The 21116-nt window shown below is 59.0% G+C and carries 29 protein-coding genes; 27 read left to right on the forward strand and 2 right to left on the reverse strand.

Annotated features, from left to right (window positions below):
• Positions 1-13: 13 nt before the first annotated feature.
• From rpsC to bfr, 23 genes are all read left to right on the forward strand, one after another.
• Positions 14-700, forward strand: a complete 687-nt coding sequence (gene rpsC / locus GYA95_RS21140) for a 30S ribosomal protein S3 (protein ID WP_003255481.1) — start codon at positions 14-16, stop codon at positions 698-700.
• A gap of 12 nt (positions 701-712) precedes the next feature.
• Complete coding sequence (rplP, locus tag GYA95_RS21145; protein WP_003255479.1) at positions 713-1126, forward strand: 50S ribosomal protein L16; 414 nt, start codon at positions 713-715, stop codon at positions 1124-1126.
• On the forward strand, positions 1126-1317 hold the full coding sequence (rpmC, locus tag GYA95_RS21150) for a 50S ribosomal protein L29 (RefSeq protein WP_002555481.1): 192 nt from the start codon (positions 1126-1128) through the stop codon (positions 1315-1317). Before rplP ends, rpmC begins: the two co-directional genes overlap by 1 nt.
• Before the next feature lie 2 nt (positions 1318-1319).
• Positions 1320-1586, forward strand: a complete 267-nt coding sequence (gene rpsQ / locus GYA95_RS21155) for a 30S ribosomal protein S17 (protein WP_003255478.1) — start codon at positions 1320-1322, stop codon at positions 1584-1586.
• Between the two features lie 23 nt (positions 1587-1609).
• Positions 1610-1978: a 50S ribosomal protein L14 gene (gene rplN / locus GYA95_RS21160; RefSeq protein ID WP_002555479.1), complete on the forward strand. Its 369-nt coding sequence runs from the start codon at positions 1610-1612 to the stop codon at positions 1976-1978.
• Between the two features lie 11 nt (positions 1979-1989).
• A complete protein-coding gene (rplX, locus tag GYA95_RS21165) occupies positions 1990-2304 on the forward strand; it encodes a 50S ribosomal protein L24 (RefSeq protein ID WP_013970637.1) in 315 nt (104 codons plus the stop codon).
• Between the two features lie 20 nt (positions 2305-2324).
• A complete protein-coding gene (rplE, locus tag GYA95_RS21170) occupies positions 2325-2864 on the forward strand; it encodes a 50S ribosomal protein L5 (RefSeq protein WP_003257095.1) in 540 nt (179 codons plus the stop codon).
• Positions 2865-2877: 13 nt separating this feature from the next.
• Positions 2878-3183 carry a 30S ribosomal protein S14 gene (rpsN, locus tag GYA95_RS21175; protein ID WP_013970638.1) on the forward strand — a complete coding sequence of 102 codons (306 nt, stop codon included), beginning with the start codon at positions 2878-2880 and terminating at the stop codon, positions 3181-3183.
• A gap of 209 nt (positions 3184-3392) precedes the next feature.
• Complete coding sequence (rpsH, locus tag GYA95_RS21180; protein WP_009681971.1) at positions 3393-3785, forward strand: 30S ribosomal protein S8; 393 nt, start codon at positions 3393-3395, stop codon at positions 3783-3785.
• Between the two features lie 12 nt (positions 3786-3797).
• The gene (gene rplF, locus GYA95_RS21185) at positions 3798-4331 is read left to right on the forward strand and encodes a 50S ribosomal protein L6 (protein ID WP_009681972.1); all 534 of its coding nucleotides are present in this window, start codon (positions 3798-3800) and stop codon (positions 4329-4331) included.
• A gap of 10 nt (positions 4332-4341) precedes the next feature.
• Positions 4342-4692, forward strand: a complete 351-nt coding sequence (gene rplR, locus GYA95_RS21190; protein WP_009397496.1) for a 50S ribosomal protein L18 — start codon at positions 4342-4344, stop codon at positions 4690-4692.
• Between the two features lie 3 nt (positions 4693-4695).
• On the forward strand, positions 4696-5196 hold the full coding sequence (rpsE, locus tag GYA95_RS21195) for a 30S ribosomal protein S5 (RefSeq protein ID WP_003255465.1): 501 nt from the start codon (positions 4696-4698) through the stop codon (positions 5194-5196).
• 2 nt (positions 5197-5198) lie between these two features.
• Positions 5199-5375, forward strand: a complete 177-nt coding sequence (gene rpmD / locus GYA95_RS21200) for a 50S ribosomal protein L30 (protein ID WP_003255463.1) — start codon at positions 5199-5201, stop codon at positions 5373-5375.
• A gap of 3 nt (positions 5376-5378) precedes the next feature.
• Positions 5379-5813, forward strand: coding sequence for a 50S ribosomal protein L15 (gene rplO / locus GYA95_RS21205; protein ID WP_003257107.1), 435 nt, complete (start codon positions 5379-5381; stop codon positions 5811-5813).
• Positions 5814-7145 (forward strand): preprotein translocase subunit SecY, encoded by a 1332-nt coding sequence (secY, locus tag GYA95_RS21210; protein WP_003257108.1) that lies wholly within the window; start codon positions 5814-5816, stop codon positions 7143-7145.
• Positions 7146-7173: 28 nt separating this feature from the next.
• Positions 7174-7290 carry a 50S ribosomal protein L36 gene (gene rpmJ, locus GYA95_RS21215; RefSeq protein WP_002555468.1) on the forward strand — a complete coding sequence of 39 codons (117 nt, stop codon included), beginning with the start codon at positions 7174-7176 and terminating at the stop codon, positions 7288-7290.
• Between the two features lie 131 nt (positions 7291-7421).
• Complete coding sequence (gene rpsM / locus GYA95_RS21220) at positions 7422-7778, forward strand: 30S ribosomal protein S13 (protein ID WP_003257112.1); 357 nt, start codon at positions 7422-7424, stop codon at positions 7776-7778.
• A gap of 18 nt (positions 7779-7796) precedes the next feature.
• On the forward strand, positions 7797-8186 hold the full coding sequence (gene rpsK / locus GYA95_RS21225; protein WP_003255454.1) for a 30S ribosomal protein S11: 390 nt from the start codon (positions 7797-7799) through the stop codon (positions 8184-8186).
• A 15-nt stretch (positions 8187-8201) separates the two neighbouring features.
• On the forward strand, positions 8202-8822 hold the full coding sequence (gene rpsD, locus GYA95_RS21230) for a 30S ribosomal protein S4 (RefSeq protein ID WP_003257114.1): 621 nt from the start codon (positions 8202-8204) through the stop codon (positions 8820-8822).
• A gap of 22 nt (positions 8823-8844) precedes the next feature.
• A complete protein-coding gene (locus GYA95_RS21235) occupies positions 8845-9846 on the forward strand; it encodes a DNA-directed RNA polymerase subunit alpha (protein WP_003255452.1) in 1002 nt (333 codons plus the stop codon).
• Positions 9847-9888: 42 nt separating this feature from the next.
• A complete protein-coding gene (rplQ, locus tag GYA95_RS21240) occupies positions 9889-10275 on the forward strand; it encodes a 50S ribosomal protein L17 (protein WP_003255451.1) in 387 nt (128 codons plus the stop codon).
• Positions 10276-10447: 172 nt separating this feature from the next.
• Entirely contained in the window at positions 10448-11887 is a 1440-nt protein-coding gene (locus tag GYA95_RS21245; protein WP_015268751.1) for a catalase, read from the forward strand.
• Positions 11888-12051: 164 nt separating this feature from the next.
• Complete coding sequence (gene bfr / locus GYA95_RS21250; RefSeq protein WP_003257116.1) at positions 12052-12516, forward strand: bacterioferritin; 465 nt, start codon at positions 12052-12054, stop codon at positions 12514-12516.
• A 136-nt stretch (positions 12517-12652) separates the two neighbouring features.
• Here the strand turns inward: bfr and uvrA are convergent, their stop codons facing one another.
• Entirely contained in the window at positions 12653-15487 is a 2835-nt protein-coding gene (gene uvrA / locus GYA95_RS21255; protein ID WP_013970642.1) for an excinuclease ABC subunit UvrA, read from the reverse strand.
• A 129-nt stretch (positions 15488-15616) separates the two neighbouring features.
• On the opposite strand from uvrA, the gene GYA95_RS21260 reads away from it, so the two are divergent.
• Both GYA95_RS21260 and GYA95_RS21265 read left to right on the forward strand, forming a co-directional pair.
• Positions 15617-17011 (forward strand): MFS transporter, encoded by a 1395-nt coding sequence (locus tag GYA95_RS21260; RefSeq protein WP_015268752.1) that lies wholly within the window; start codon positions 15617-15619, stop codon positions 17009-17011.
• A gap of 9 nt (positions 17012-17020) precedes the next feature.
• Positions 17021-17563, forward strand: coding sequence for a single-stranded DNA-binding protein (locus GYA95_RS21265; protein ID WP_013970644.1), 543 nt, complete (start codon positions 17021-17023; stop codon positions 17561-17563).
• Positions 17564-17706: 143 nt separating this feature from the next.
• On the opposite strand, the gene GYA95_RS21270 is transcribed toward GYA95_RS21265, so the two are convergent.
• Positions 17707-19089 carry an aminotransferase-like domain-containing protein gene (locus tag GYA95_RS21270; protein WP_015268753.1) on the reverse strand — a complete coding sequence of 461 codons (1383 nt, stop codon included), beginning with the start codon at positions 19087-19089 and terminating at the stop codon, positions 17707-17709.
• Between the two features lie 199 nt (positions 19090-19288).
• On the opposite strand from GYA95_RS21270, the gene GYA95_RS21275 reads away from it, so the two are divergent.
• Together GYA95_RS21275 and GYA95_RS21280 are read left to right on the forward strand one after the other, a co-directional pair.
• Positions 19289-20074 carry a sulfite exporter TauE/SafE family protein gene (locus GYA95_RS21275; protein WP_043935263.1) on the forward strand — a complete coding sequence of 262 codons (786 nt, stop codon included), beginning with the start codon at positions 19289-19291 and terminating at the stop codon, positions 20072-20074.
• Positions 20075-20095: 21 nt separating this feature from the next.
• The gene (locus GYA95_RS21280) at positions 20096-20857 is read left to right on the forward strand and encodes an SDR family NAD(P)-dependent oxidoreductase (RefSeq protein WP_015268755.1); all 762 of its coding nucleotides are present in this window, start codon (positions 20096-20098) and stop codon (positions 20855-20857) included.
• The last annotated feature ends 259 nt before the right edge of the window (positions 20858-21116 follow it).

Genomic DNA, 21116 nt, shown 5'->3' on the forward strand with positions numbered 1-21116 from the left:
CGGAGTCGATCAGATGGGTCAGAAAGTACATCCCACTGGCATTCGCCTGGGAATCGTCAAGGAGCACACCTCCGTCTGGTACGCAGACGGTGCTACTTACGCAGATTACCTGTTGAAGGATCTGAAAACGCGTGAGTACCTCCAAGACAAACTAAAAAGCGCGTCCGTAAGCCGTATCGATATTCATCGTCCGGCTCAAACTGCACGCATCACCATCCACACCGCTCGTCCCGGTATCGTTATCGGTAAGAAAGGTGAAGATGTCGAGAAGCTGCGTCAGGACCTGACCAAGCAGATGGGTGTGCCTGTGCACATCAACATCGAAGAGATCCGCAAGCCGGAACTCGACGCTATGCTGGTTGCGCAGAGCGTAGCTCAGCAGCTGGAGCGCCGCGTAATGTTCCGTCGCGCCATGAAGCGCGCCGTACAGAACGCCATGCGTATTGGTGCCAAGGGCATCAAGATCCAGGTGAGCGGTCGTCTCGGCGGTGCTGAGATTGCTCGTACCGAGTGGTATCGCGAAGGTCGTGTGCCTCTGCACACCCTGCGTGCCGATATCGACTACAACACCTACGAAGCTCACACCACTTACGGTGTGATCGGTGTGAAGGTTTGGATCTTCAAAGGCGAAGTTATTGGTGGTCGCCAAGAAGAACTGAAACCACAAGCACCAGCGCCTCGTAAAAAAGCTGCTAAGTAAGGGGTACGCCAAATGTTGCAACCAAAGCGTACAAAATTCCGCAAGCAGATGACTGGCCACAACCGTGGTCTGGCACTGCGCGGTAGCAAAGTCAGCTTCGGCGAATTCGCCCTGAAAGCTGTTGCTCGCGGTCGCCTCACCGCTCGCCAGATCGAGTCCGCACGTCGTGCGCTGACCCGTCACGTAAAACGTGGCGGTAAGATCTGGATCCGTGTGTTCCCGGACAAGCCGATCTCCAAGAAGCCTCTCGAGGTTCGTATGGGTAAAGGTAAGGGTTCCGTGGAATACTGGGTTGCCCAGATTCAGCCAGGCAAAGTCCTGTATGAAATCGAGGGTGTTTCTGAAGAGCTGGCGCGCGAAGCTTTCGCCCTGGCTGCTGCAAAGCTGCCTCTCGCCACCTCCTTTGTTAAGCGGACGGTGATGTGATGAAAGCGAATGAACTTCGTGAAAAATCGGCACAGCAACTGAATGAGCAACTGCTCGGCTTGCTGCGCGACCAGTTCAATCTGCGTATGCAGAAAGCAACTGGCCAGTTGGGGCAGTCGCACCTGCTCTCGCAAGTTAAGCGTGACATCGCTCGCGTGAAAACTGTGCTCAACCAGCAGGCAGGTAAGTGATCATGGCTGAAGCTGAAAAAACCGTCCGTACGCTGACTGGCCGTGTCGTCAGCGACAAAATGGACAAGACCATCACCGTTCTGATCGAGCGTCGCGTAAAGCACCCGATCTACGGTAAATACGTTAAGCGTTCGACTAAGCTGCACGCGCACGACGAAGCCAACCAGTGCAAGATCGGCGACAAGGTTTCCATCCGTGAAACCCGTCCGCTGGCCAAGACCAAGTCCTGGGCACTGGTTGAAGTCCTCGAACGCGCTGTTGAAGTCTAAGGGCTAGGGGTCGGAGAAATTTTATGATTCAGACTCAATCCATGCTCGATGTGGCCGATAACAGCGGCGCTCGTCGCGTCATGTGCATCAAGGTGCTCGGTGGTTCGCACCGCCGTTACGCCGGCATCGGTGACATCATCAAGGTAACCGTCAAGGAAGCAATTCCGCGCGGTAAGGTCAAGAAAGGCCAAGTGATGACTGCTGTTGTCGTGCGCACCCGTCACGGTGTTCGTCGCGCTGACGGTTCCATCATTCGTTTCGACGGCAACGCTGCTGTTCTGCTGAACAACAAGCAAGAGCCGATCGGCACTCGCATCTTCGGGCCAGTGACCCGTGAACTTCGTACCGAGAAGTTCATGAAGATCGTCTCGCTCGCCCCTGAAGTGCTGTAAGGAGATCCGACATGCAAAAGATTCGTCGTGACGACGAGATCATCGTGATCGCCGGCAAAGACAAAGGTAAGCGCGGTAAGGTGCTGAAGGTTCTGGCTGACAACCGTCTGGTTGTTGGTGGTGTGAACCTGGTCAAGCGTCATACCAAGCCTAACCCGATGGCGGGCGTACAGGGCGGTATCGTCGAAAAAGAAGCGCCTCTGCACGCTTCCAACGTTGCCATCTTCAACGGCGAAACCAACAAGGCTGACCGCGTTGGTTTCAAAGTAGAAGACGGTAAAAAAATTCGTGTCTTCAAGTCGACCCAAAAAGCGGTTGATGCTTGAACACTGCTAGGTAGAAGACCATGGCACGACTGAAAGAGATTTACCGGAACGAAATCGCTCCTAAGCTTAAGGAAGAACTTAAGCTGTCGAACGTGATGGAAGTTCCGCGCGTTACCAAGATCACCCTGAACATGGGTCTGGGCGAAGCGATCGGCGACAAGAAAGTCATCGAGCACGCTGTTGCCGACCTGGAAAAGATCACCGGTCAAAAGCCGGTCGTGACTTTCGCTCGTAAATCCATCGCGGGCTTCAAAGTCCGTGAAGGCTGGCCGATCGGTGTCAAGGTGACCCTGCGTCGCGACAAGATGTACGAATTCCTGGACCGCCTGCTGGCGATCTCCCTGCCTCGGGTTCGCGACTTCCGCGGCCTGAATGCCAAGTCCTTCGATGGCCGTGGCAACTACAGCATGGGCGTGAAAGAGCAGATCATCTTCCCGGAAATCGACTACGACAAGATCGATGCTCTGCGCGGTTTGGACATCACCCTGACCACCACTGCTCGTTCGGACGACGAAGGCCGCGCTCTGCTGCGTGCTTTCAAGTTCCCGTTCCGCAACTGATTGGAGTAGGAAAATGGCCAAGAAGAGCATGAAAAACCGCGAGCTGAAGCGTCAGCTCACGGTAGCCAAGTACGCCAAAAAGCGTGCCGAGCTGAAAGCGACCATCGTCAACCTGAACGCCTCTCCTGAAGAGCGTTTCGCTGCCGTTGTCGCCCTGCAGAAGCAGCCACGTGATGCCAGCGCTTCGCGTCTGCGCAACCGTTGCCGCCTGACCGGTCGTCCTCACGGTGTATACCGTAAGTTCGGCCTGGGCCGTAACATGCTGCGTCAAGCTGCAATGCGCGGTGACGTACCAGGTCTGGTCAAGGCCTCCTGGTAATCGCAGCAGGCTGGATCCCGGCGGAAGGGGAGCAATCTTCCGACCGCCGGTGACCTCGCCAACAAACAAGCCCCTATATGGGGCTTGTTTCGTTTCTACCTTGTGTCTAGAATGACCGGCTCACCTGAGCCTGGGTTTTTTGCCCTGTCCGCTCGGGTGGTTGTGATAGCCGCAAGGCTAATAATTCTTGTATCAGGAGCATCTAGCCCATGAGTATGCAGGACCCGTTAGCGGACATGCTAACTCGCATCCGTAATGCCCAGATGGCTGAAAAGTCCGTCGTAAGCATGCCTTCCTCCACCCTGAAGGTCGCGGTTGCCAAAGTTCTGAAAGACGAAGGTTACATCGCCGGCTACCAGGTAACTGGTGAGGCCAAGCCTTCCCTGTCGATCGAACTGAAGTACTTCGAAGGCCGTCCGGTCATCGAGGAACTGAAGCGCTCCAGCCGTCCAGGCCTGCGCCAGTACAAGTCCGTCGCAGAACTGCCGAAAGTACGTGGCGGTCTGGGCGTGTCTATCGTCTCCACCAACAAAGGTGTGATGACTGATCGCGCTGCGCGCGCTGCCGGTGTCGGCGGCGAAGTTCTGTGCACAGTGTTCTAAGGGGAGATAGGCATGTCTCGCGTCGCTAAGAACCCCGTTAAGCTGCCAGCAGGCGTCGAAGTCAAATTCGCCGGCCAGCAGCTTTCGGTGAAGGGTGCCAAAGGCACTCTCGAACTGAACGTTCACTCGTCTGTTGAAGTTACCGAAGAGTCTGGCGAGCTGCGTTTCGTCGCTCGTAACGGTGACCAGCAAGCTCGCGCCATGGCCGGTACCACCCGCGCTCTGGTGAACAACATGGTCCAGGGCGTAAGCCAAGGCTTCGAGCGCAAGCTCCAGCTGGTCGGTGTTGGTTACAAGGCACAGGCCAAGGGCACCGTCCTGAACCTGGCCCTGGGCTTCTCGCACCCAGTGGACTACGAACTGCCAGCCGGTATCACCGCTGAAACCCCAAGCCAGACCGACATCCTGATCAAGGGTATCGACAAGCAGCTGGTGGGTCAGGTGGCCGCTGAAATCCGCGACTTCCGTCCGCCAGAGCCTTACAAAGGCAAGGGTGTGCGTTACGCGGACGAAGTAGTCCGTCGTAAAGAAGCCAAGAAGAAGTAGGGCCTAGCAAATGACCGACAAAAAAGTTACTCGACTGCGTCGCGCTCGCAAAGCACGTCTCAAGATGCACGAACTCGAAGTCGTGCGCCTGTGCGTGTTCCGCTCCTCGCAGCACATCTACGCCCAGGTCATTTCGGCCGACGGCAGCAAGGTTCTGGCAAGCGCCTCGACCTTGGACAAAGAACTGCGTGATGGCGCCACTGGCAACATCGACGCGGCCACTAAGGTTGGCAAGCTGGTAGCTGAGCGTGCGAAAGCCGCCGGTGTATCTCAAGTTGCCTTTGACCGTTCCGGCTTCAAGTACCATGGCCGCGTCAAAGCGCTGGCCGATGCTGCTCGTGAAGGCGGGCTGGAGTTCTAAGTTATGGCAAATAACGATCAAAAGCGCGACGAAGGCTACATCGAGAAGCTGGTTCAAGTTAACCGCGTTGCCAAAACCGTAAAAGGCGGCCGTATCTTCACCTTCACCGCGCTGACCGTGGTAGGTGATGGTAAGGGCCGTGTTGGCTTCGGCCGTGGCAAATCGCGCGAAGTACCTGCCGCGATCCAGAAAGCCATGGAAGCTGCTCGCCGCAACATGATCCAGGTTGACCTGAAGGGCACCACCCTGCAGTACGCCACCAAGGCTGCCCACGGCGCCTCGAAGGTTTACATGCAGCCTGCCTCGGAAGGTACCGGTATCATCGCCGGTGGCGCAATGCGTGCTGTCCTGGAAGTTGCTGGTGTTCAGAACGTTCTGGCCAAGTGCTACGGTTCGACCAACCCTGTGAACGTGGTTTACGCCACCTTCAAGGGTCTGAAAGCCATGCAATCTCCTGAATCCATTGCTGCCAAGCGCGGCAAGAGCGTCGAGGAGATCTTCTGATCATGGCAACCGTAAAAGTAACGCTGATCAAGAGCGTCTCGGGCCGTCTGCCTAACCACAAGCTGTGCGTTAAGGGCCTGGGTCTGCGTCGCATCGGTCACACTGTAGAAGTCCAGGATACTCCCGAAAACCGCGGGATGATCAACAAGGCTTACTACATGCTGAAGGTCGAGGGTTAATCGATGAAACTCAATGATCTGAGTCCAGCGCCGGGTTCCCGTCGCGAGAAGCATCGTCCAGGTCGTGGTATCGGTAGCGGTCTGGGCAAGACCGGCGGCCGTGGCCACAAAGGTCAGACTTCCCGTTCGGGTGGTTCGATCGCTCCTGGCTTCGAAGGCGGTCAACAGCCGCTGCACCGTCGTCTGCCGAAGTTCGGCTTCGTTTCCCTGAAAGCCATGGACCGCGCCGAAGTGCGTCTGTCCGAGCTGGCCAAGGTGGAAGGCGACGTGATCTCCGTGCAATCCCTGAAGGATGCCAACGTGATCGGCCAGAACGTACAGCGCGTGAAAATCATGCTGTCTGGCGAAGTCACTCGCGCAGTCACCATCAAGGGTATCGCAGCCACCAAGGGTGCGCGTGCGGCTATCGAAGCAGCTGGCGGCAAGTTCGAGGAATAAATGGCTAAGCAAGGTGCTCTCTCTTCGCTCGGTAAGGGCGGGATGTCGGAACTCTGGGCTCGTCTGCGCTTTCTGTTTATGGCGATCATCGTCTATCGGATAGGTGCGCATATCCCGGTTCCTGGCATCAATCCAGACCGTCTGGCGGATCTGTTTCGGCAGAATGAGGGGACCATTCTTAGCTTGTTCAACATGTTTTCCGGTGGCGCGCTTGAGCGCATGAGCATCTTTGCACTGGGGATCATGCCGTACATCTCGGCATCGATCATCATGCAGCTGATGACGGCGGTCAGCCCGCAACTGGAACAGTTGAAGAAGGAAGGTGAAGCTGGCCGTCGTAAGATCAGCCAGTACACCCGCTACGGCACCGTTATCCTGGCACTGGTTCAAGCCATTGGCATGTCCATTGGCCTGGCCAACCAGGGCGTTGCGTTTTCTGTAGGCCTGGGCTTCCATGTCGTTGCTGTCTCCACCTTCGTGGCAGGCGCGATGTTCATGATGTGGCTGGGCGAGCAGATCACCGAGCGCGGTGTGGGCAACGGTATCTCGATGTTGATCTTCGCGGGTATCGTTGCCGGTCTTCCGAGAGCAATCGGGCAGTCTTTCGAGTCTGCGCGCACAGGCGATATCAACATTTTCGCCCTGGTCGCTATCGGTTTGCTGGCAGTAGCGATTATCGGTTTTGTGGTGTTCATTGAGCGTGGTCAGCGTCGTATCGCCGTTCACTACGCCAAGCGTCAGCAGGGCCGCAAGGTCTTCGCTGCGCAGACCAGCCACTTGCCGCTGAAGGTGAACATGGCGGGGGTTATCCCGGCCATTTTCGCGAGCAGCATTCTGCTGTTCCCGGCTTCGCTGGGTGCCTGGTTCGGTCAGTCCGAAGGTATGGGCTGGCTGCAGGACATCTCGCAGTCGATCGCTCCTGGTCAGCCGTTGAACATTCTGCTGTTTAGTGCAGGGATCATTTTCTTCTGCTTCTTCTACACAGCGCTGATGTTCAACCCGAAAGACGTAGCGGAAAACCTGAAGAAGTCCGGTGCCTTTATTCCGGGTATCCGTCCTGGTGAGCAGTCGGCACGCTACATTGATGGCGTTCTGACCCGTCTGACCATGTTCGGTGCTCTTTACATGATGGCCGTCTGCCTTCTGCCCCAGTTCCTGGTGGTGGCAGCAAATGTGCCGTTCTACCTTGGCGGGACCTCGTTGCTGATTGTGGTAGTGGTTGTGATGGACTTCATGTCCCAAGTACAATCGCACCTCGTTTCGCACCAGTACGAATCCCTGATGAAGAAAGCCAACCTGAAAGGCTACGGTGGCAGCGGTCTGCTGCGCTGATACGCCCCTAAGGTTCGAGGAGTCGGTAATGAAAGTTCGTGCATCGGTGAAAAAGCTGTGCCGTAACTGCAAGATCATCCGTCGCGAAGGCGTCGTACGAGTGATCTGCAGCGCGGAACCGCGTCACAAACAGCGCCAAGGCTGAGTGTGATCTGCGCTTCAAACCCAGCAGCTAGTGTGCTGCTGGGTTGATTATTCGTTTCTACAGCGATATTATCTCGCGCCCTATTTCTTGGCTTCCGGGGCGTAGGTAGCTGTCAATTGGAGTCCCACTGAATGGCCCGTATTGCAGGCGTCAACATTCCAGATAACAAGCATGCTGTTATCTCGCTGACCTACATCTATGGTGTCGGTCGCACTACTGCACAGAAGATCTGTGCAGACGCTGGTGTAAACCCAGCCGCTAAGATCAAGGATCTGAGCGACGAGCAAATCGAAACCCTGCGTGGCGAAGTCGCGAAGTTCACCACCGAAGGTGACCTGCGTCGTGACATCAACATGAAGATCAAGCGCTTGATGGACCTGGGTTGCTACCGCGGCCTGCGTCATCGTAAAGGTCTGCCGGTTCGCGGTCAGCGCACCAAGACCAACGCACGCACCCGTAAGGGCCCGCGTAAGCCGATCCGCAAGTAATCGCCCAGGAATATAGACATGGCAAAACCTGCTGCTCGTCCTCGTAAGAAAGTCAAAAAGACAGTGGTTGATGGCATCGCCCACATCCATGCCTCTTTCAACAACACCATCGTGACCATCACCGACCGTCAGGGCAACGCTTTGTCCTGGGCGACCTCCGGTGGTTCGGGTTTCCGTGGTTCGCGCAAATCCACCCCGTTCGCAGCACAGATCGCTGCTGAGCGTGCTGGTCAAGCTGCGCTGGAATACGGTCTGAAGAACCTCGACGTAAACGTCAAGGGTCCAGGTCCAGGTCGTGAGTCCGCCGTTCGTGCACTGAACAGCTGCGGCTACAAGATCGCCAGCATCACCGACGTGACGCCAATCCCGCACAACGGGTGCCGTCCGCCGAAGAAGCGTCGCGTGTAATCAGGAGACAGATAAATGGCACGTTACATTGGTCCAAAATGCAAACTGTCTCGTCGTGAAGGCACTGACCTGTTCCTGAAGAGCGGCGTTCGCGCTCTGGAATCGAAGTGCAACATCGAAGCAGCCCCAGGTATCCACGGCCAGCGCCGTGGCCGTCAGTCCGACTACGGTACCCAGCTGCGCGAGAAGCAAAAAGTTCGTCGTATCTACGGTGTTCTGGAGCGTCAGTTCCGCGGTTACTACCAGGCTGCAGCCTCGAAAAAAGGCGCAACCGGTGAGAACCTGCTGCAACTGCTCGAGTGCCGTCTGGATAACGTCGTCTACCGTATGGGCTTCGGCTCGACTCGTTCCGAGTCCCGTCAGCTGGTTTCGCACAAAGCGATCAGCGTCAACGGTAAGACTGTAAACATTCCATCCTACCAAGTTCGTCCGGGTGACGTGGTCGCGGTTCGCGAGAAGTCGCTGAACCAGCTGCGCATTGTTCAAGCCCTTGAACTGTGCGCCCAGCGTGGCCGCGTTGAGTGGGTTGACGTGGATGCTGCTAAAAAGTCGGGCGTTTTCAAGAACGTTCCTGCTCGCAGCGACCTGTCTGCCGACATCAACGAGAACCTGATTGTCGAGCTCTACTCCAAGTAAGGGCTAGAAAATAGGTGCATCCATGCAGATTTCGGTAAATGAGTTCCTGACTCCCCGCCACATTGATGTGCAGGTAGTCAGTCCGACCCGCGCCAAGATTACGCTCGAGCCTCTCGAGCGTGGTTTCGGCCATACCCTGGGCAACGCGCTGCGCCGCATCCTGTTGTCCTCCATGCCTGGCTGTGCAGTAGTCGAGGCCGAGATCGACGGCGTACTCCACGAGTACTCCGCGATCGAAGGTGTTCAGGAAGACGTCATTGAAATCCTGTTGAACCTGAAAGGCCTGGCTATCAAACTGCACGGTCGTGACGAAGTTACGCTGACCTTGTCGAAAAAGGGTTCGGGGGTGGTTACCGCTGCCGATATTCAGCTGGATCACGATGTCGAGATCGTCAACCCCGATCACGTAATCGCGAACCTGGCGTCGAACGGCGCCCTGAACATGAAGCTCACTGTAGCTCGTGGTCGTGGTTACGAGCCGGCCGACTCCCGTCAAACCGACGAAGACGAAAGCCGTAGCATTGGCCGTCTGCAGTTGGACGCTTCGTTCAGCCCGGTGCGTCGTATCGCCTATGTGGTCGAGAACGCCCGTGTTGAACAGCGTACCAACCTGGACAAGCTGGTCATTGATCTGGAAACCAACGGCACCCTGGATCCTGAAGAGGCTATCCGCCGCGCTGCGACCATCCTGCAACAGCAGCTGGCCGCGTTCGTCGACCTCAAAGGTGACAGCGAGCCTGTCGTAGTCGAGCAGGAAGACGAGATCGATCCGATCCTGCTGCGTCCGGTTGACGACCTGGAACTGACTGTACGTTCGGCCAACTGCCTCAAGGCGGAGAACATCTACTACATCGGCGACCTGATTCAGCGTACCGAAGTAGAGCTGTTGAAGACTCCTAACCTGGGCAAGAAGTCCCTGACTGAAATCAAGGACGTCCTGGCCTCTCGTGGTCTGTCTCTCGGCATGCGCCTCGACAACTGGCCGCCTGCAAGTCTTAAGAAAGACGACAAGGCGACCGCCTGATCGTCGTAATCACCGAACGTAGTGTTTGGTAAGGAATGAATCATGCGTCATCGTAAAAGTGGACGTCACCTGAGCCGTACCAGCTCTCACCGCAAGGCTATGTTCCAGAACATGGCAGTGTCGCTGATCGAGCACGAGCTGATCAAAACCACCCTGCCGAAAGCCAAGGAACTGCGCCGCGTTGCCGAGCCGCTGATCACCCTGGCCAAGGAAGACAGCGTAGCTAACCGCCGTCTGGCCTTCGATCGTACCCGTTCGAAGTCCGCTGTTGGCAAGCTGTTCAACGACCTGGGCAAGCGTTACGCCACCCGTCAGGGCGGCTACCTGCGCATCCTGAAGTGCGGTTTCCGCGCTGGCGACAACGCTCCTATGGCGTACGTCGAGCTGGTTGATCGTCCGGTCGGCGGTGCTGTAGAAGCTGCTGAGTAAGACGTTCTGTCTGCTACAAAAAACCGGGCCTAGTGCCCGGTTTTTTGTTTCAAGATGTATTGTTTATTTCTATTGATTCAAGTAACGTAATGCATTTGTTCTTGTAACCTTGCTCGTCAATACTCTCTCCAGAGCCGATTAGCCGGCGCTTGAAGACCGATAAGGAGAGCCCATGAGCAAGATTCTCACCACCGCCAGCGGTGCACCTGTAGCAGACAACCAGAATTCCCGTTCCGCCGGCCCGCGCGGCCCGCTGCTGCTCGACGACTTCCACCTGATCGAGAAGCTCGCCCACTTCAATCGCGAGAACATTCCTGAGCGCCGCGTACACGCAAAAGGCTCGGGCGCCTACGGCACCTTTACCGTCACCCGCGATATCACCGATTACACCAGTGCCAAGTTGTTTGAACAGGTTGGCAAGCAGACCGAAACCTTCCTGCGCTTCTCCACCGTTGGTGGTGAGCGTGGCTCCTCTGATACCGAGCGCGATCCCCGTGGTTTTGCCGTCAAGTTCTACACCGAGGAAGGTAACTGGGACATCGTCGGCAACAACACGCCGGTGTTCTTCATCCGCGACCCACTGAAGTTTCCGGACTTTATCCACACCCAGAAGCGTCACCCACAATCCAACCTGAAGAACGCCCAGATGATGTGGGACTTCTGGTCGCACTCTCCCGAGGCGCTGCATCAGGTCACCATTCTGTTCTCCGATCGCGGCATTCCGGACGGCTACCGCCACATGCACGGTTTCGGTAGCCATACCTACAGCCTGATCAATGCCAAGGGTGAACGCACCTGGGTCAAATGGCACTTCAAGACCCAGCAAGGCATCAAGAACCTCGCACCGGCAGATGCCGCGCGCCTGGCAGGTACTGACCCGGACTACGCCCAGCGCGACCTGTTCGAAGCCATCGAGCGGGGCGATTACCCACGCTGGACCGTATGCATCCAGGTGATGAGCGAAGCCGAGGCTGCCAGCCGCGACGAAAACCCCTTCGACGTGACCAAAACCTGGTCGCAGAAGGTCTACCCGCTGATTGAAGTGGGCGTGCTGGAGCTCAACCGTAACCCGCTCAACTACTTTGCCGAGGTCGAGCAGGCTGCGTTTGGCCCGAGCAACATGGTGCCGGGTGTTGGCCTGTCGCCGGACCGCATGCTGCAAGGGCGGGTATTCGCCTACGCCGACGCGCACCGCTACCGGGTGGGCACCAACCATCAGCAACTGCCGGTGAACGCACCACGCTGCCCGGTCAACAGCTACCAGCGTGATGGTTCCATGGCCACTGCCACTTACGGCAGCGCGCCGAACTATGAGCCCAACAGCTACAGCGATGCGCCGAAGCAGTCGCCAAGCCACGCCGAGCCTGCACTGGCCCTGAATGGTTCGGCAGACCGCTACGACCACCGCGAGGACACCGACTACTATAGCCACGCCGGCGCGCTGTTCCGCCTGATGAACGATGAGCAGAAAGCCCTGCTGATAAACAACATTGCCGGCACCATGGCAGGCGTCAGCGAAGACGTGATCCGGCGTCAGCTGCAATACTTCTTCAAGGCCGATCCGGCCTATGGCGAAGGGGTTGCCAAGGCCTTGGGCATCAATCTCGCCTAAGTCGAAGTGATAAGAAGAACCGCCCTCATTTGGGCGGTTTTTCAATGAATATCACTACTGTTTAACCGATTTTTTGCTTCTAATTGCGCGGTTTTTCAGTGACCGCAGGCAAAAGCTGGTTCACACTATATGGCATAGACGTTTTCACATGGAGAAGCAGGGCGATGCAAGGTCACCCGGACGTAATCAACTACCTCGTTACGCTGCTGAAGGGCGAACTGGCGGCTCGCGACCAGTACTTCATTCACTCGCGTATGTACGAAGACTGGGGCCTGTCCAAGCTCTACGAGCGCATCAACCACGAAATGGAAGAAGAGACGCAGCACGCCGATGCCCTGATGCGTCGCATCCTCATGCTCGAAGGCACCCCTGACATGCGCGCGGATGACCTGGAAGTGGGCAGCACCGTGCCGGAAATGATCGAGGCCGACCTCAAGCTCGAGTACAAGGTACGCGGCGCGCTGTGCAAAGGCATCGAACTGTGCGAACTGCACAAGGACTACATCAGCCGCGATATCCTGCGCGCACAGTTGGCTGATACCGAAGAAGATCACACCTACTGGCTGGAGAAGCAGCAGGGGCTGATCAAGGCCATTGGCCTGGAGAATTACCTGCAGTCGCAGATGTAAAAGCCTGGGGCTGCTTTGCAGCCCTATCGCGACACAAGGCCGCTCCTACATTTGATCGCGTCAATCCAGAGATTACGCGATCGCCTGTAGGAGCGGCCTTGTGTCGCGAAAGGGGCGCAAAGCGCCCCCCGAGGCCTTACGCCCGATCCCGCTCCAGCAACGGTTTCAGGTAGTGCCCGGTATACGACTGCTTCATCGTACTCAGTTCTTCCGGCGTACCGCAGGCGATGATCTGTCCGCCTTTCGAGCCACCCTCCGGCCCCAGATCCACCAGCCAATCCGCGGTCTTGATCACATCCAGGTTGTGCTCGATCACCACCACGGTATTGCCGTGGTCGCGCAGGCGATGCAGCACGTCCAGCAACTGCTGAATATCGGCAAAGTGCAGGCCCGTGGTCGGCTCGTCGAGGATGTACAGGGTCTTGCCGGTGTCACGCTTGGACAGTTCGCGCGACAGCTTCACTCGCTGTGCCTCACCGCCCGACAGCGTGGTCGCCGACTGGCCCAGCTTGATGTATGACAGCCCCACATCCATCAACGTCTGCAGCTTGCGCGCCAGCGCCGGCACTGCGTCGAAGAACTCGCGGGCATCCTCGATGGTCATTTCCAGCACCTCGTGGATGTTCTTGCCCTTGTACTTGATCTCCAGGGTTTCGCGGTTGTAGCGCTTGCTCTTGCACACGTCGCATGGCACATAGATGTCCGGCAGGAAGTGCATCTCCACCTTGATCAGGCCATCGCCCTGGCAGGCCTCGCAACGGCCTCCCTTGACGTTGAACGAGAAACGCCCCGGACCATAGCCGCGCGAACGCGATTCCGGCACACCGGAGAACAGCTCGCGGATCGGCGTGAAGATGCCGGTGTAGGTCGCCGGGTTCGAGCGAGGGGTGCGGCCGATCGGGCTCTGGTCGATGTCCACTACCTTGTCCAGGTGCTGCAGGCCATCCATGCTGGCATGCGGCGCCGCTTCCAGGCTGCTTGAGCCATTCAGGGCGGTCGCGGCCAGTGGGAACAGGGTGTTGTTGATCAGTGTCGACTTGCCCGAACCGGACACCCCGGTCACGCAGGTCAGCAGGCCGATCGGGATTTCAAGGTCGACGTTTTGCAGGTTGTTGCCACGCGCGCCCTTGAGCTTGAGTTGCAGCTTCTTGTTGCGCGGCGTGCGCTTGGCCGGCACTACGATCTTCTTGCGCCCTGACAGGTACTTGCCGGTCAGCGAGTCGGGGTGCTCCATGACCTCCTGCGGCGACCCCTCGGCGACGATCTGACCGCCGTGCACGCCGGCCCCAGGGCCGATGTCCACCACGTAGTCGGCCAGGCGGATGGCGTCCTCGTCGTGTTCCACCACGATCACCGTGTTGCCCAGGTCGCGCAGGTGGTTGAGGGTGGCCAGCAGGCGGTCATTGTCACGTTGATGAAGGCCGATGGACGGCTCATCGAGGATGTACATCACTCCCACCAGGCCAGCACCGATCTGGCTGGCCAGGCGGATACGCTGCGCTTCGCCACCGGACAGGGTATCAGCGCTGCGGTCCAGGGTGAGATAGTCGAGACCGACGTTCACCAGGAACTGCAGGCGCTCGCAGATTTCCTTGAGGATCTTCGCCGCAATCTCGCCACGGCGTCCGGTCAGAGTCAGCTCGCCGAAGTAGTTGCTGGCTTCACCGATCGGCAGGTTGGTCACTGCCGGTAGCGTTTTTTCGCCCACCCACACATGCCTTGCCTCACGGCGCAGGCGGGTGCCGCGGCAATCGGGGCACGGCTGGGTGCCGAGGAACTTGGCCAGTTCTTCGCGCACGGTGGCCGACTCGGTCTCGCGGTAGCGACGCTCCAGGTTCGGCACGATGCCTTCGAACGGGTGCGAGCGCTTGACGATGTCGCCACGGTCGTTGAGGTACTTGAAGTCGACGCTCTGCTTGCCGCTGCCCTGCAGGATCACCTTCTGGTGCTCGGCCGAAAGCTGGCCGAATGGTTCCTCAAGGCTGAAGCCGTAATGCGCGGCCAGCGAGCCGAGCATCTGGAAGTAGTACACGTTGCGCCGGTCCCAGCCGCGGATCGCGCCTTCGGCCAAGGTGAGCTCGGCATTGACCAGGCGCTTGGTGTCGAAGAACTGCTTCACCCCCAGGCCATCGCAGGTCGGGCAGGCGCCGGCGGGGTTGTTGAAGGAGAACAGCTTCGGCTCCAGCTCGCTGATGGCATGACCACAGACCGGGCAGGCGAAACGCGCGGAGAAGATCGTCTCTTCGCCGGGCTCGTCATCCATCGGCGCGACCAGGGCTATGCCGTCGGCCAGCTTGAGCGCGGTCTCGAACGACTCGGCCAGGCGCTGTTGCAGGTCGGCGCGGACCTTGAAACGGTCCACCACCACATCGATGCTGTGTTTTTTCTGCTTGTCCAGCTTGGGCAGTTCGTCGAGCTCGTAGAGCTTGCCGTTGACCCGGGCGCGCACAAAGCCCTGGGCCCGCAGCTCGTCGAACACCGCCAGGTGCTCGCCCTTGCGCTCGCGCACCACCGGCGCCAGCAGCATCAGCTTGCTGCCTTCCGGTCGCTCCAGCACCAGGTCGACCATCTGGCTGATCGTTTGCGCTTCCAGCGGGATATCGTGATCCGGGCAGCGTGGGGTACCCACGCGAGCGTACAGCAGGCGCAGATAGTCGTAGATTTCGGTGATGGTGCCGACCGTGGAGCGGGGGTTGTGCGAGGTCGACTTCTGCTCGATGGAAATGGCCGGCGACAGGCCTTCGATGGTGTCGACGTCGGGCTTTTCCATCATCGACAGGAACTGCCGGGCGTAGGCCGACAGCGATTCCACATAGCGGCGCTGGCCTTCGGCGTACAGAGTGTCGAACGCCAGGGACGACTTGCCGGAACCGGATAGGCCGGTGATCACGATCAGCTTGTCCCGGGGCAGGGTCAGGTCGATGTTCTTCAGGTTGTGGGTACGTGCCCCACGAATCAGGATCTTGTCCACTGCGGCCTCGCTCGGCGGGCATAAACAAGGAAGTATACGGCGCCCTGCCATTACGCGGCAAAGCGTCGCGTAGATGCCGTCAAGCTGTCGGACTGATAGAATCGCCGCCGGTTCACACGAGGTTAATCCATGCACGACACCCACAACGAGCGTATGAGTGGCGGCGAAACCCGCGCCGCTGGCGGCCTGGCCCTGGTCTTTGCCTTTCGTATGCTGGGCATGTTCATGGTCTTGCCGGTGCTGGCCACCTACGGCATGGACCTGGCCGGTGCCACGCCTGCGCTGATCGGCCTGGCCATTGGTGCCTATGGCCTGACCCAGGCCGTATTGCAGATCCCGTTCGGGATGATTTCCGATCGCATCGGCCGCCGGCCTGTGATTTACCTGGGGCTGGTCATCTTTGCCCTGGGCAGTGTATTGGCGGCCCAGGCCGACTCCATCTGGGGTGTGATTGCCGGGCGTATCCTGCAGGGTGCCGGGGCGATTTCCGCTGCGGTCATGGCGCTGCTGTCCGACCTCACCCGCGAGCAGCACCGGACCAAGGCCATGGCCATGATCGGCATGAGCATCGGCCTTTCGTTTGCCGTCGCCATGGTCGTCGGCCCATTGCTGACTCGTGCCTTTGGCTTGTCAGGATTGTTCCTCGCCACGGCAGGACTTGCCCTGGTCGGCATCCTGCTGATCGCCTTTGTGGTGCCCAATACCCACAGCATCCTGCAGCACCGTGAGTCGGGTGTGGCGCGCCAGGCCATCGGCCCGACCCTGCGCCATCCGGACCTTCTGCGCCTGGATGTGGGCATCTTCATCCTCCACGCCATCCTCATGGCCAGCTTCGTCGCATTGCCACTGGCCTTTGTCGAGCGCGGCGGTCTTCCGAAGGAACAGCACTGGTGGGTGTACCTGACCGCGTTGTTCATCTCATTTTTTGCAATGGTCCCGTTCATCATCTATGGCGAAAAAAAGCGCAAGATGAAACGCGTGCTGGCCGGGGCGGTCAGTGTGTTGCTGCTGGTGGAGGTGTTCTTCTGGCAGTGGGCTGACGGTTTGCGCGGACTGGTGATCGGCACCGTGGTATTCTTTACTGCATTCAACCTGCTGGAGGCATCGCTGCCTTCGCTGGTGAGCAAGGTGTCGCCTGCAGGTGGCAAGGGGACGGCAATGGGGGTCTACTCCACCAGCCAGTTCCTCGGCGCTGCCCTGGGAGGAATCCTCGGTGGCTGGTTGTTCCAGCACGGCGGGCTGAACATGGTGTTCCTCGGTTGTGCGGTACTGTGTGCCATCTGGTTGGTCGTCGCCTTGCGCATGAACGAGCCGCCCTATGTGACCAGCCTGCGCATGCCGCTGACGCCAGAGGCAGTCCGGGAAGCCGGCCTGACCGAGCGCCTGATGGCTGTGCCAGGTGTGACCGACGCCGTCGTGGTGGCGGAAGAAGCCGCCATCTATATCAAACTGGATACGAAAATTTTGGACCGTACGACCCTCGAGCGCCTGGTAAACCCGGCCTCTTCGGCGTGCGAAGCCTAGGAGAACGTTATGGCCCGTGGGGTTAACAAAGTCATTCTGGTCGGCACCTGTGGCCAGGATCCCGAAGTCCGCTACCTGCCCAACGGTAACGCCGTGACCAACCTGAGCCTGGCTACCAGCGAGCAGTGGACCGACAAGCAGTCGGGCCAGAAGGTCGAGCGTACCGAGTGGCACCGTGTGTCGCTGTTCGGCAAGGTTGCCGAAATCGCCGGCGAATATCTGCGCAAAGGTTCGCAGTGCTACATCGAAGGCAAGCTGCAGACCCGCGAGTGGGAAAAAGACGGCATCAAGCGCTACACCACCGAGATCATCGTCGACATCAACGGCACCATGCAGCTGCTCGGCGGCCGCCCGCAGAACCAGCAGCAGGGCGGTGACCCGTACAACCAGGGTGGCGGCAACTACGGTGGCGGCCAGCCGCAGCAGTACAACCAGGCCCCACGCCAGCAGGCCCCGCGCCCGCAACAGGCTCCTCAGCGCCCGGCCCCGCAGCAGCCAGCCCCGCAGCCGGCGGCTGACTTCGACAGCTTCGATGACGATATTCCGTTCTGATCAGAACGGTTAGGCGTCTGGCAAGACCAGAAACCCAGGGCAGTTGCCCTGGGTTTTTTTATGGGCGGTGCCGCGTACCTTTTTGTGGGCGGGCTTGCCCGAGAATGAATTGGTACCGACTGCCACTCCAATAGCGAGCCTGATCAATAGAACAACCGTGGCTCTGGCGAGTCCAGCAGGCTGACCAGCTTGGTCAGGGCAAAGCCCAACTCCTGACGACTGGGGGCCATCAAGGCGATGCGCACGCCGCAGCTGGCGTGGCTGCGCTCTGGCAGGAACTGGCTGCCACTGACTACAGTGACGCCGTTGTTACGCGCCAGGTTGGCGAATTCGTCGCTGGTCCACGGCTCGGGCAACTCCAGCCAGATGTGGAAGCTGTTGGGCTGGCTGCGGATCTTGTACTTGCCAAGGATCTCCTGGGCCATTTGCTGGCGCGCGGCAGCCTCTTCCTGTTGTTCTCGCACCAACTGGTCGGCCATGCCGCTGTTGATCAGGTTGCGGGCCAGTTGTGCCATCAACGGCGATGGCATCCAGACGCTGCTGCGTACCATCGACGATAGCCGCGAGAGGGTTTGCGGTGGAGCGTACAGGTAACCGATACGCAGCGCCGGCAGCACACTTTTGGACAGGCTGGTGAGATACACCGAACGTTCTGGCGCATACGCTGCCAGTGGCTGGTAATCCGGAGCGGGTTCAAGGAAGCCGTAGATATCGTCATCGACGATGAACAGGTCGAACTCGCGGGCGATCTCTGCGATGGCCTGGCGCCGTGCGTGGGGCATGATCGAGTTGGTGGGGTTCTGGTGGGTGGTGACACACACCAACAGGGAAGGGCGATGCTCCAGGCAGGCCGCGCGCAATGCCTCGGGAATAAGGCCATGCTCGTCCATGGCCACGCCACGCAGGCGGCGGCCCATGCTGTGGGCCAGGGAGATGATGCCGGGATAGCAGAACGATTCACACAGCACCACATCGTCGCTGTTCGACAGGCTGCTGATGGCCACCAATAGTCCATGCTGTGCGCCAGAGGTCAGTACAACCTGTTGCCAGCGCGCATCAGGCAGCCAGCGCTGAATCCAGGCTGCACCTGCTTGTTTGTGGGAGGTGTGACCACCTTCTGTCACATAGTCGAGTACCTGTCCCAGGTCCGCAGAGGTGGCCAGCTCGCTGATGGCCGCACCCAGCCACTCACTCATGTGGGCGTCGTTGGGTTTGATGATCGAGAGATCGATCTGGCTGCTTTCGCCAGTAGCTGGTGTGTGCACCGACGGGGCGGATAACCGCTGTCGCAACTGCCTGACAAATGTGCCACGGCCTACCTCTCCAACCACCAGGCCGCGCTTGGCGGCTTCGTCGTAGGCTCTTCCAACTGTGCCGGGGGTTACATTCAGTGCCTCGGCAAGGTCTTTGAGGGTGGGCAAACGATCGCCTGCTGCAAGCCGACCACTTTCGATGTCCTGTTCAAGGGCATTAGCGATCATCAGGTAAACCGGCTGGGTTTGATCGCCGTATTGAGGGACCCACATGGAAATGGCACCAGATTCTGCAATTGCGCGCAGCCTAACATGAAAGCCAAGATGCGGGTAATGATGGCAATCTTCGCCATTGAGTCGATTTAATTCGATATTGAATCGATTCAATTGTTGTAATTACAATCATCGCGCTGATTGGGACATGCACATTTGCGTTGTGCTTGGCAGGACACTCCACTGGATGGACTTCGCTATGGAAATTCTGGGCGCTTTCTGGGCGGAACACTGGTTGCTGGCGGTGCTCATGCTTGGGGCTATCGCTTTCGTTGCCGGCTTCGTAGACAGCATTGCCGGTGGCGGCGGGTTGTTCCTGGTGCCGGGCTTTCTGCTGGTCGGCATGCCACCGCAGGTTGCCCTCGGCCAGGAAAAACTGGTCAGTACCGTTGGCACACTGGCAGCCATTCGCAACTTCCTGGCCAACAGCAAGATGGTCTGGCAGGTGGCGCTGGTCGGCGTGCCATTCTCGTTGCTCGGTGCCTACCTGGGAGCGCACCTGATCGTCTCGATCTCCCAGGAAGCCGTGGGCAAGATCATCCTGGCGCTGATCCCCTTCGGCATCCTCATCTTCCTCACCCCCAAGGACCGCCCGGTCGAGGAGCGTGAACTGTCATCGCGCATGCTCTTCACCGTGGTACCGCTGACCTGTCTGGCCATCGGCTTCTACGACGGCTTCTTCGGCCCGGGTACCGGCAGCATGTTCATCATCGCGTTCCACTACCTGCTGCGCATGGACCTGGTCTCCAGCTCGGCCAATTCAAAAACCTTCAACTTCGCATCCAACATCGGCGCTTTGGTGGCCTTCGTCATTGCCGGCAAGGTCGTCTACCTGTTGGCGGTGCCGCTGGTGGCCTGCAACATCCTCGGTAACCACCTTGGCAGTGCACTGGCCCTGCGCAAGGGCAACGAAGTGGTGCGCAAGGCGCTGGTGTTCTCGATGCTCTGCCTGTTCACCAGCCTGGGCGTTAAGTACCTGGCCTGACCCTTCCATAGGAGACAACTGATGAAAACTGCATTCGTAACCGGCGCCTCCTCGGGCTTTGGCCGCGCCATCTGCCGTACCTTGATCGGCAAAGGCTACCGCGTGATCGGTGGCGCCCGGCGCATGGACAAGCTGCAAGCGCTGGCCGCCGAGCTAGGCGTCAATTTCATTCCGCTGGCGCTGGATGTCACCGACCCGGTGTCGCTCGAGAAGGCGGTCGAGCAGATTAGTGATGCGTCACTGCAGGTCGACCTGCTGGTCAATAATGCCGGGCTGGCGCTGGGCGTGGACCGTGCCCAGGCCAGTAGTGCGGAAAACTGGCAGCGGATGATCGACACCAACATCACTGGCCTGGCCATGGTCACCCACAAGATCCTGCCGCAGATGGTGGAAGCTGACAGCGGCATGATCATCAATATCGGCTCGATCGCCGGCACCTATCCCTACCCGGGCGGTAACGTGTATGGCGCCAGCAAGGCCTTCGTTCGCCAGTTCAGCCTCAACCTGCGCGCCGACCTGGCGGGCACCCGCGTTCGAGTGAGCAACATCGAGCCTGGGCTGTGCTCGGGGACCGATTTCTCGGTGGTGCGCCTGAACGGTGATCTGGATGCCGTGCAGGCGCTGTATCGGGACGTGGAGGCCATCCTGCCCGAGGACATCGCGGCCACGGTGGCCTGGATTGCCGAGCAGCCGGCGCATGTGAACATCAATACCATCGAGATCATGCCGGTGGCCCAGAGCAGTGCGGCGCTGAACGTGGTGCGCAACCTGCCGCTTTGCTGATCGGCCGGTGGTGGATGGCCGGGCGTTGCCGGTGTTTGCGGGCACGCCCGCTCCAACAGGAATAGCGCCCTGCTTCGGGCATGTGCAGTAACTGTGGGAGCGGGTTCACCCGCGAATCAGGCAACACAGCGCCTTCAGCTGACCCATGTCATCGCACCTTCTCGATTCTTGGCTAGTCTTAACTGTTGGCGGCCATCAATTGGCCGCCACCGTGACTACCAAGAGGCGCCGGCCATGTTCCGTGCGTCCACCACCTGAT

Origin of the sequence: Pseudomonas asiatica (genome assembly GCF_009932335.1) — a bacterium.
In the GTDB taxonomy this organism is placed as follows: Bacteria; Pseudomonadota; Gammaproteobacteria; order Pseudomonadales; family Pseudomonadaceae; genus Aquipseudomonas; species Aquipseudomonas asiatica.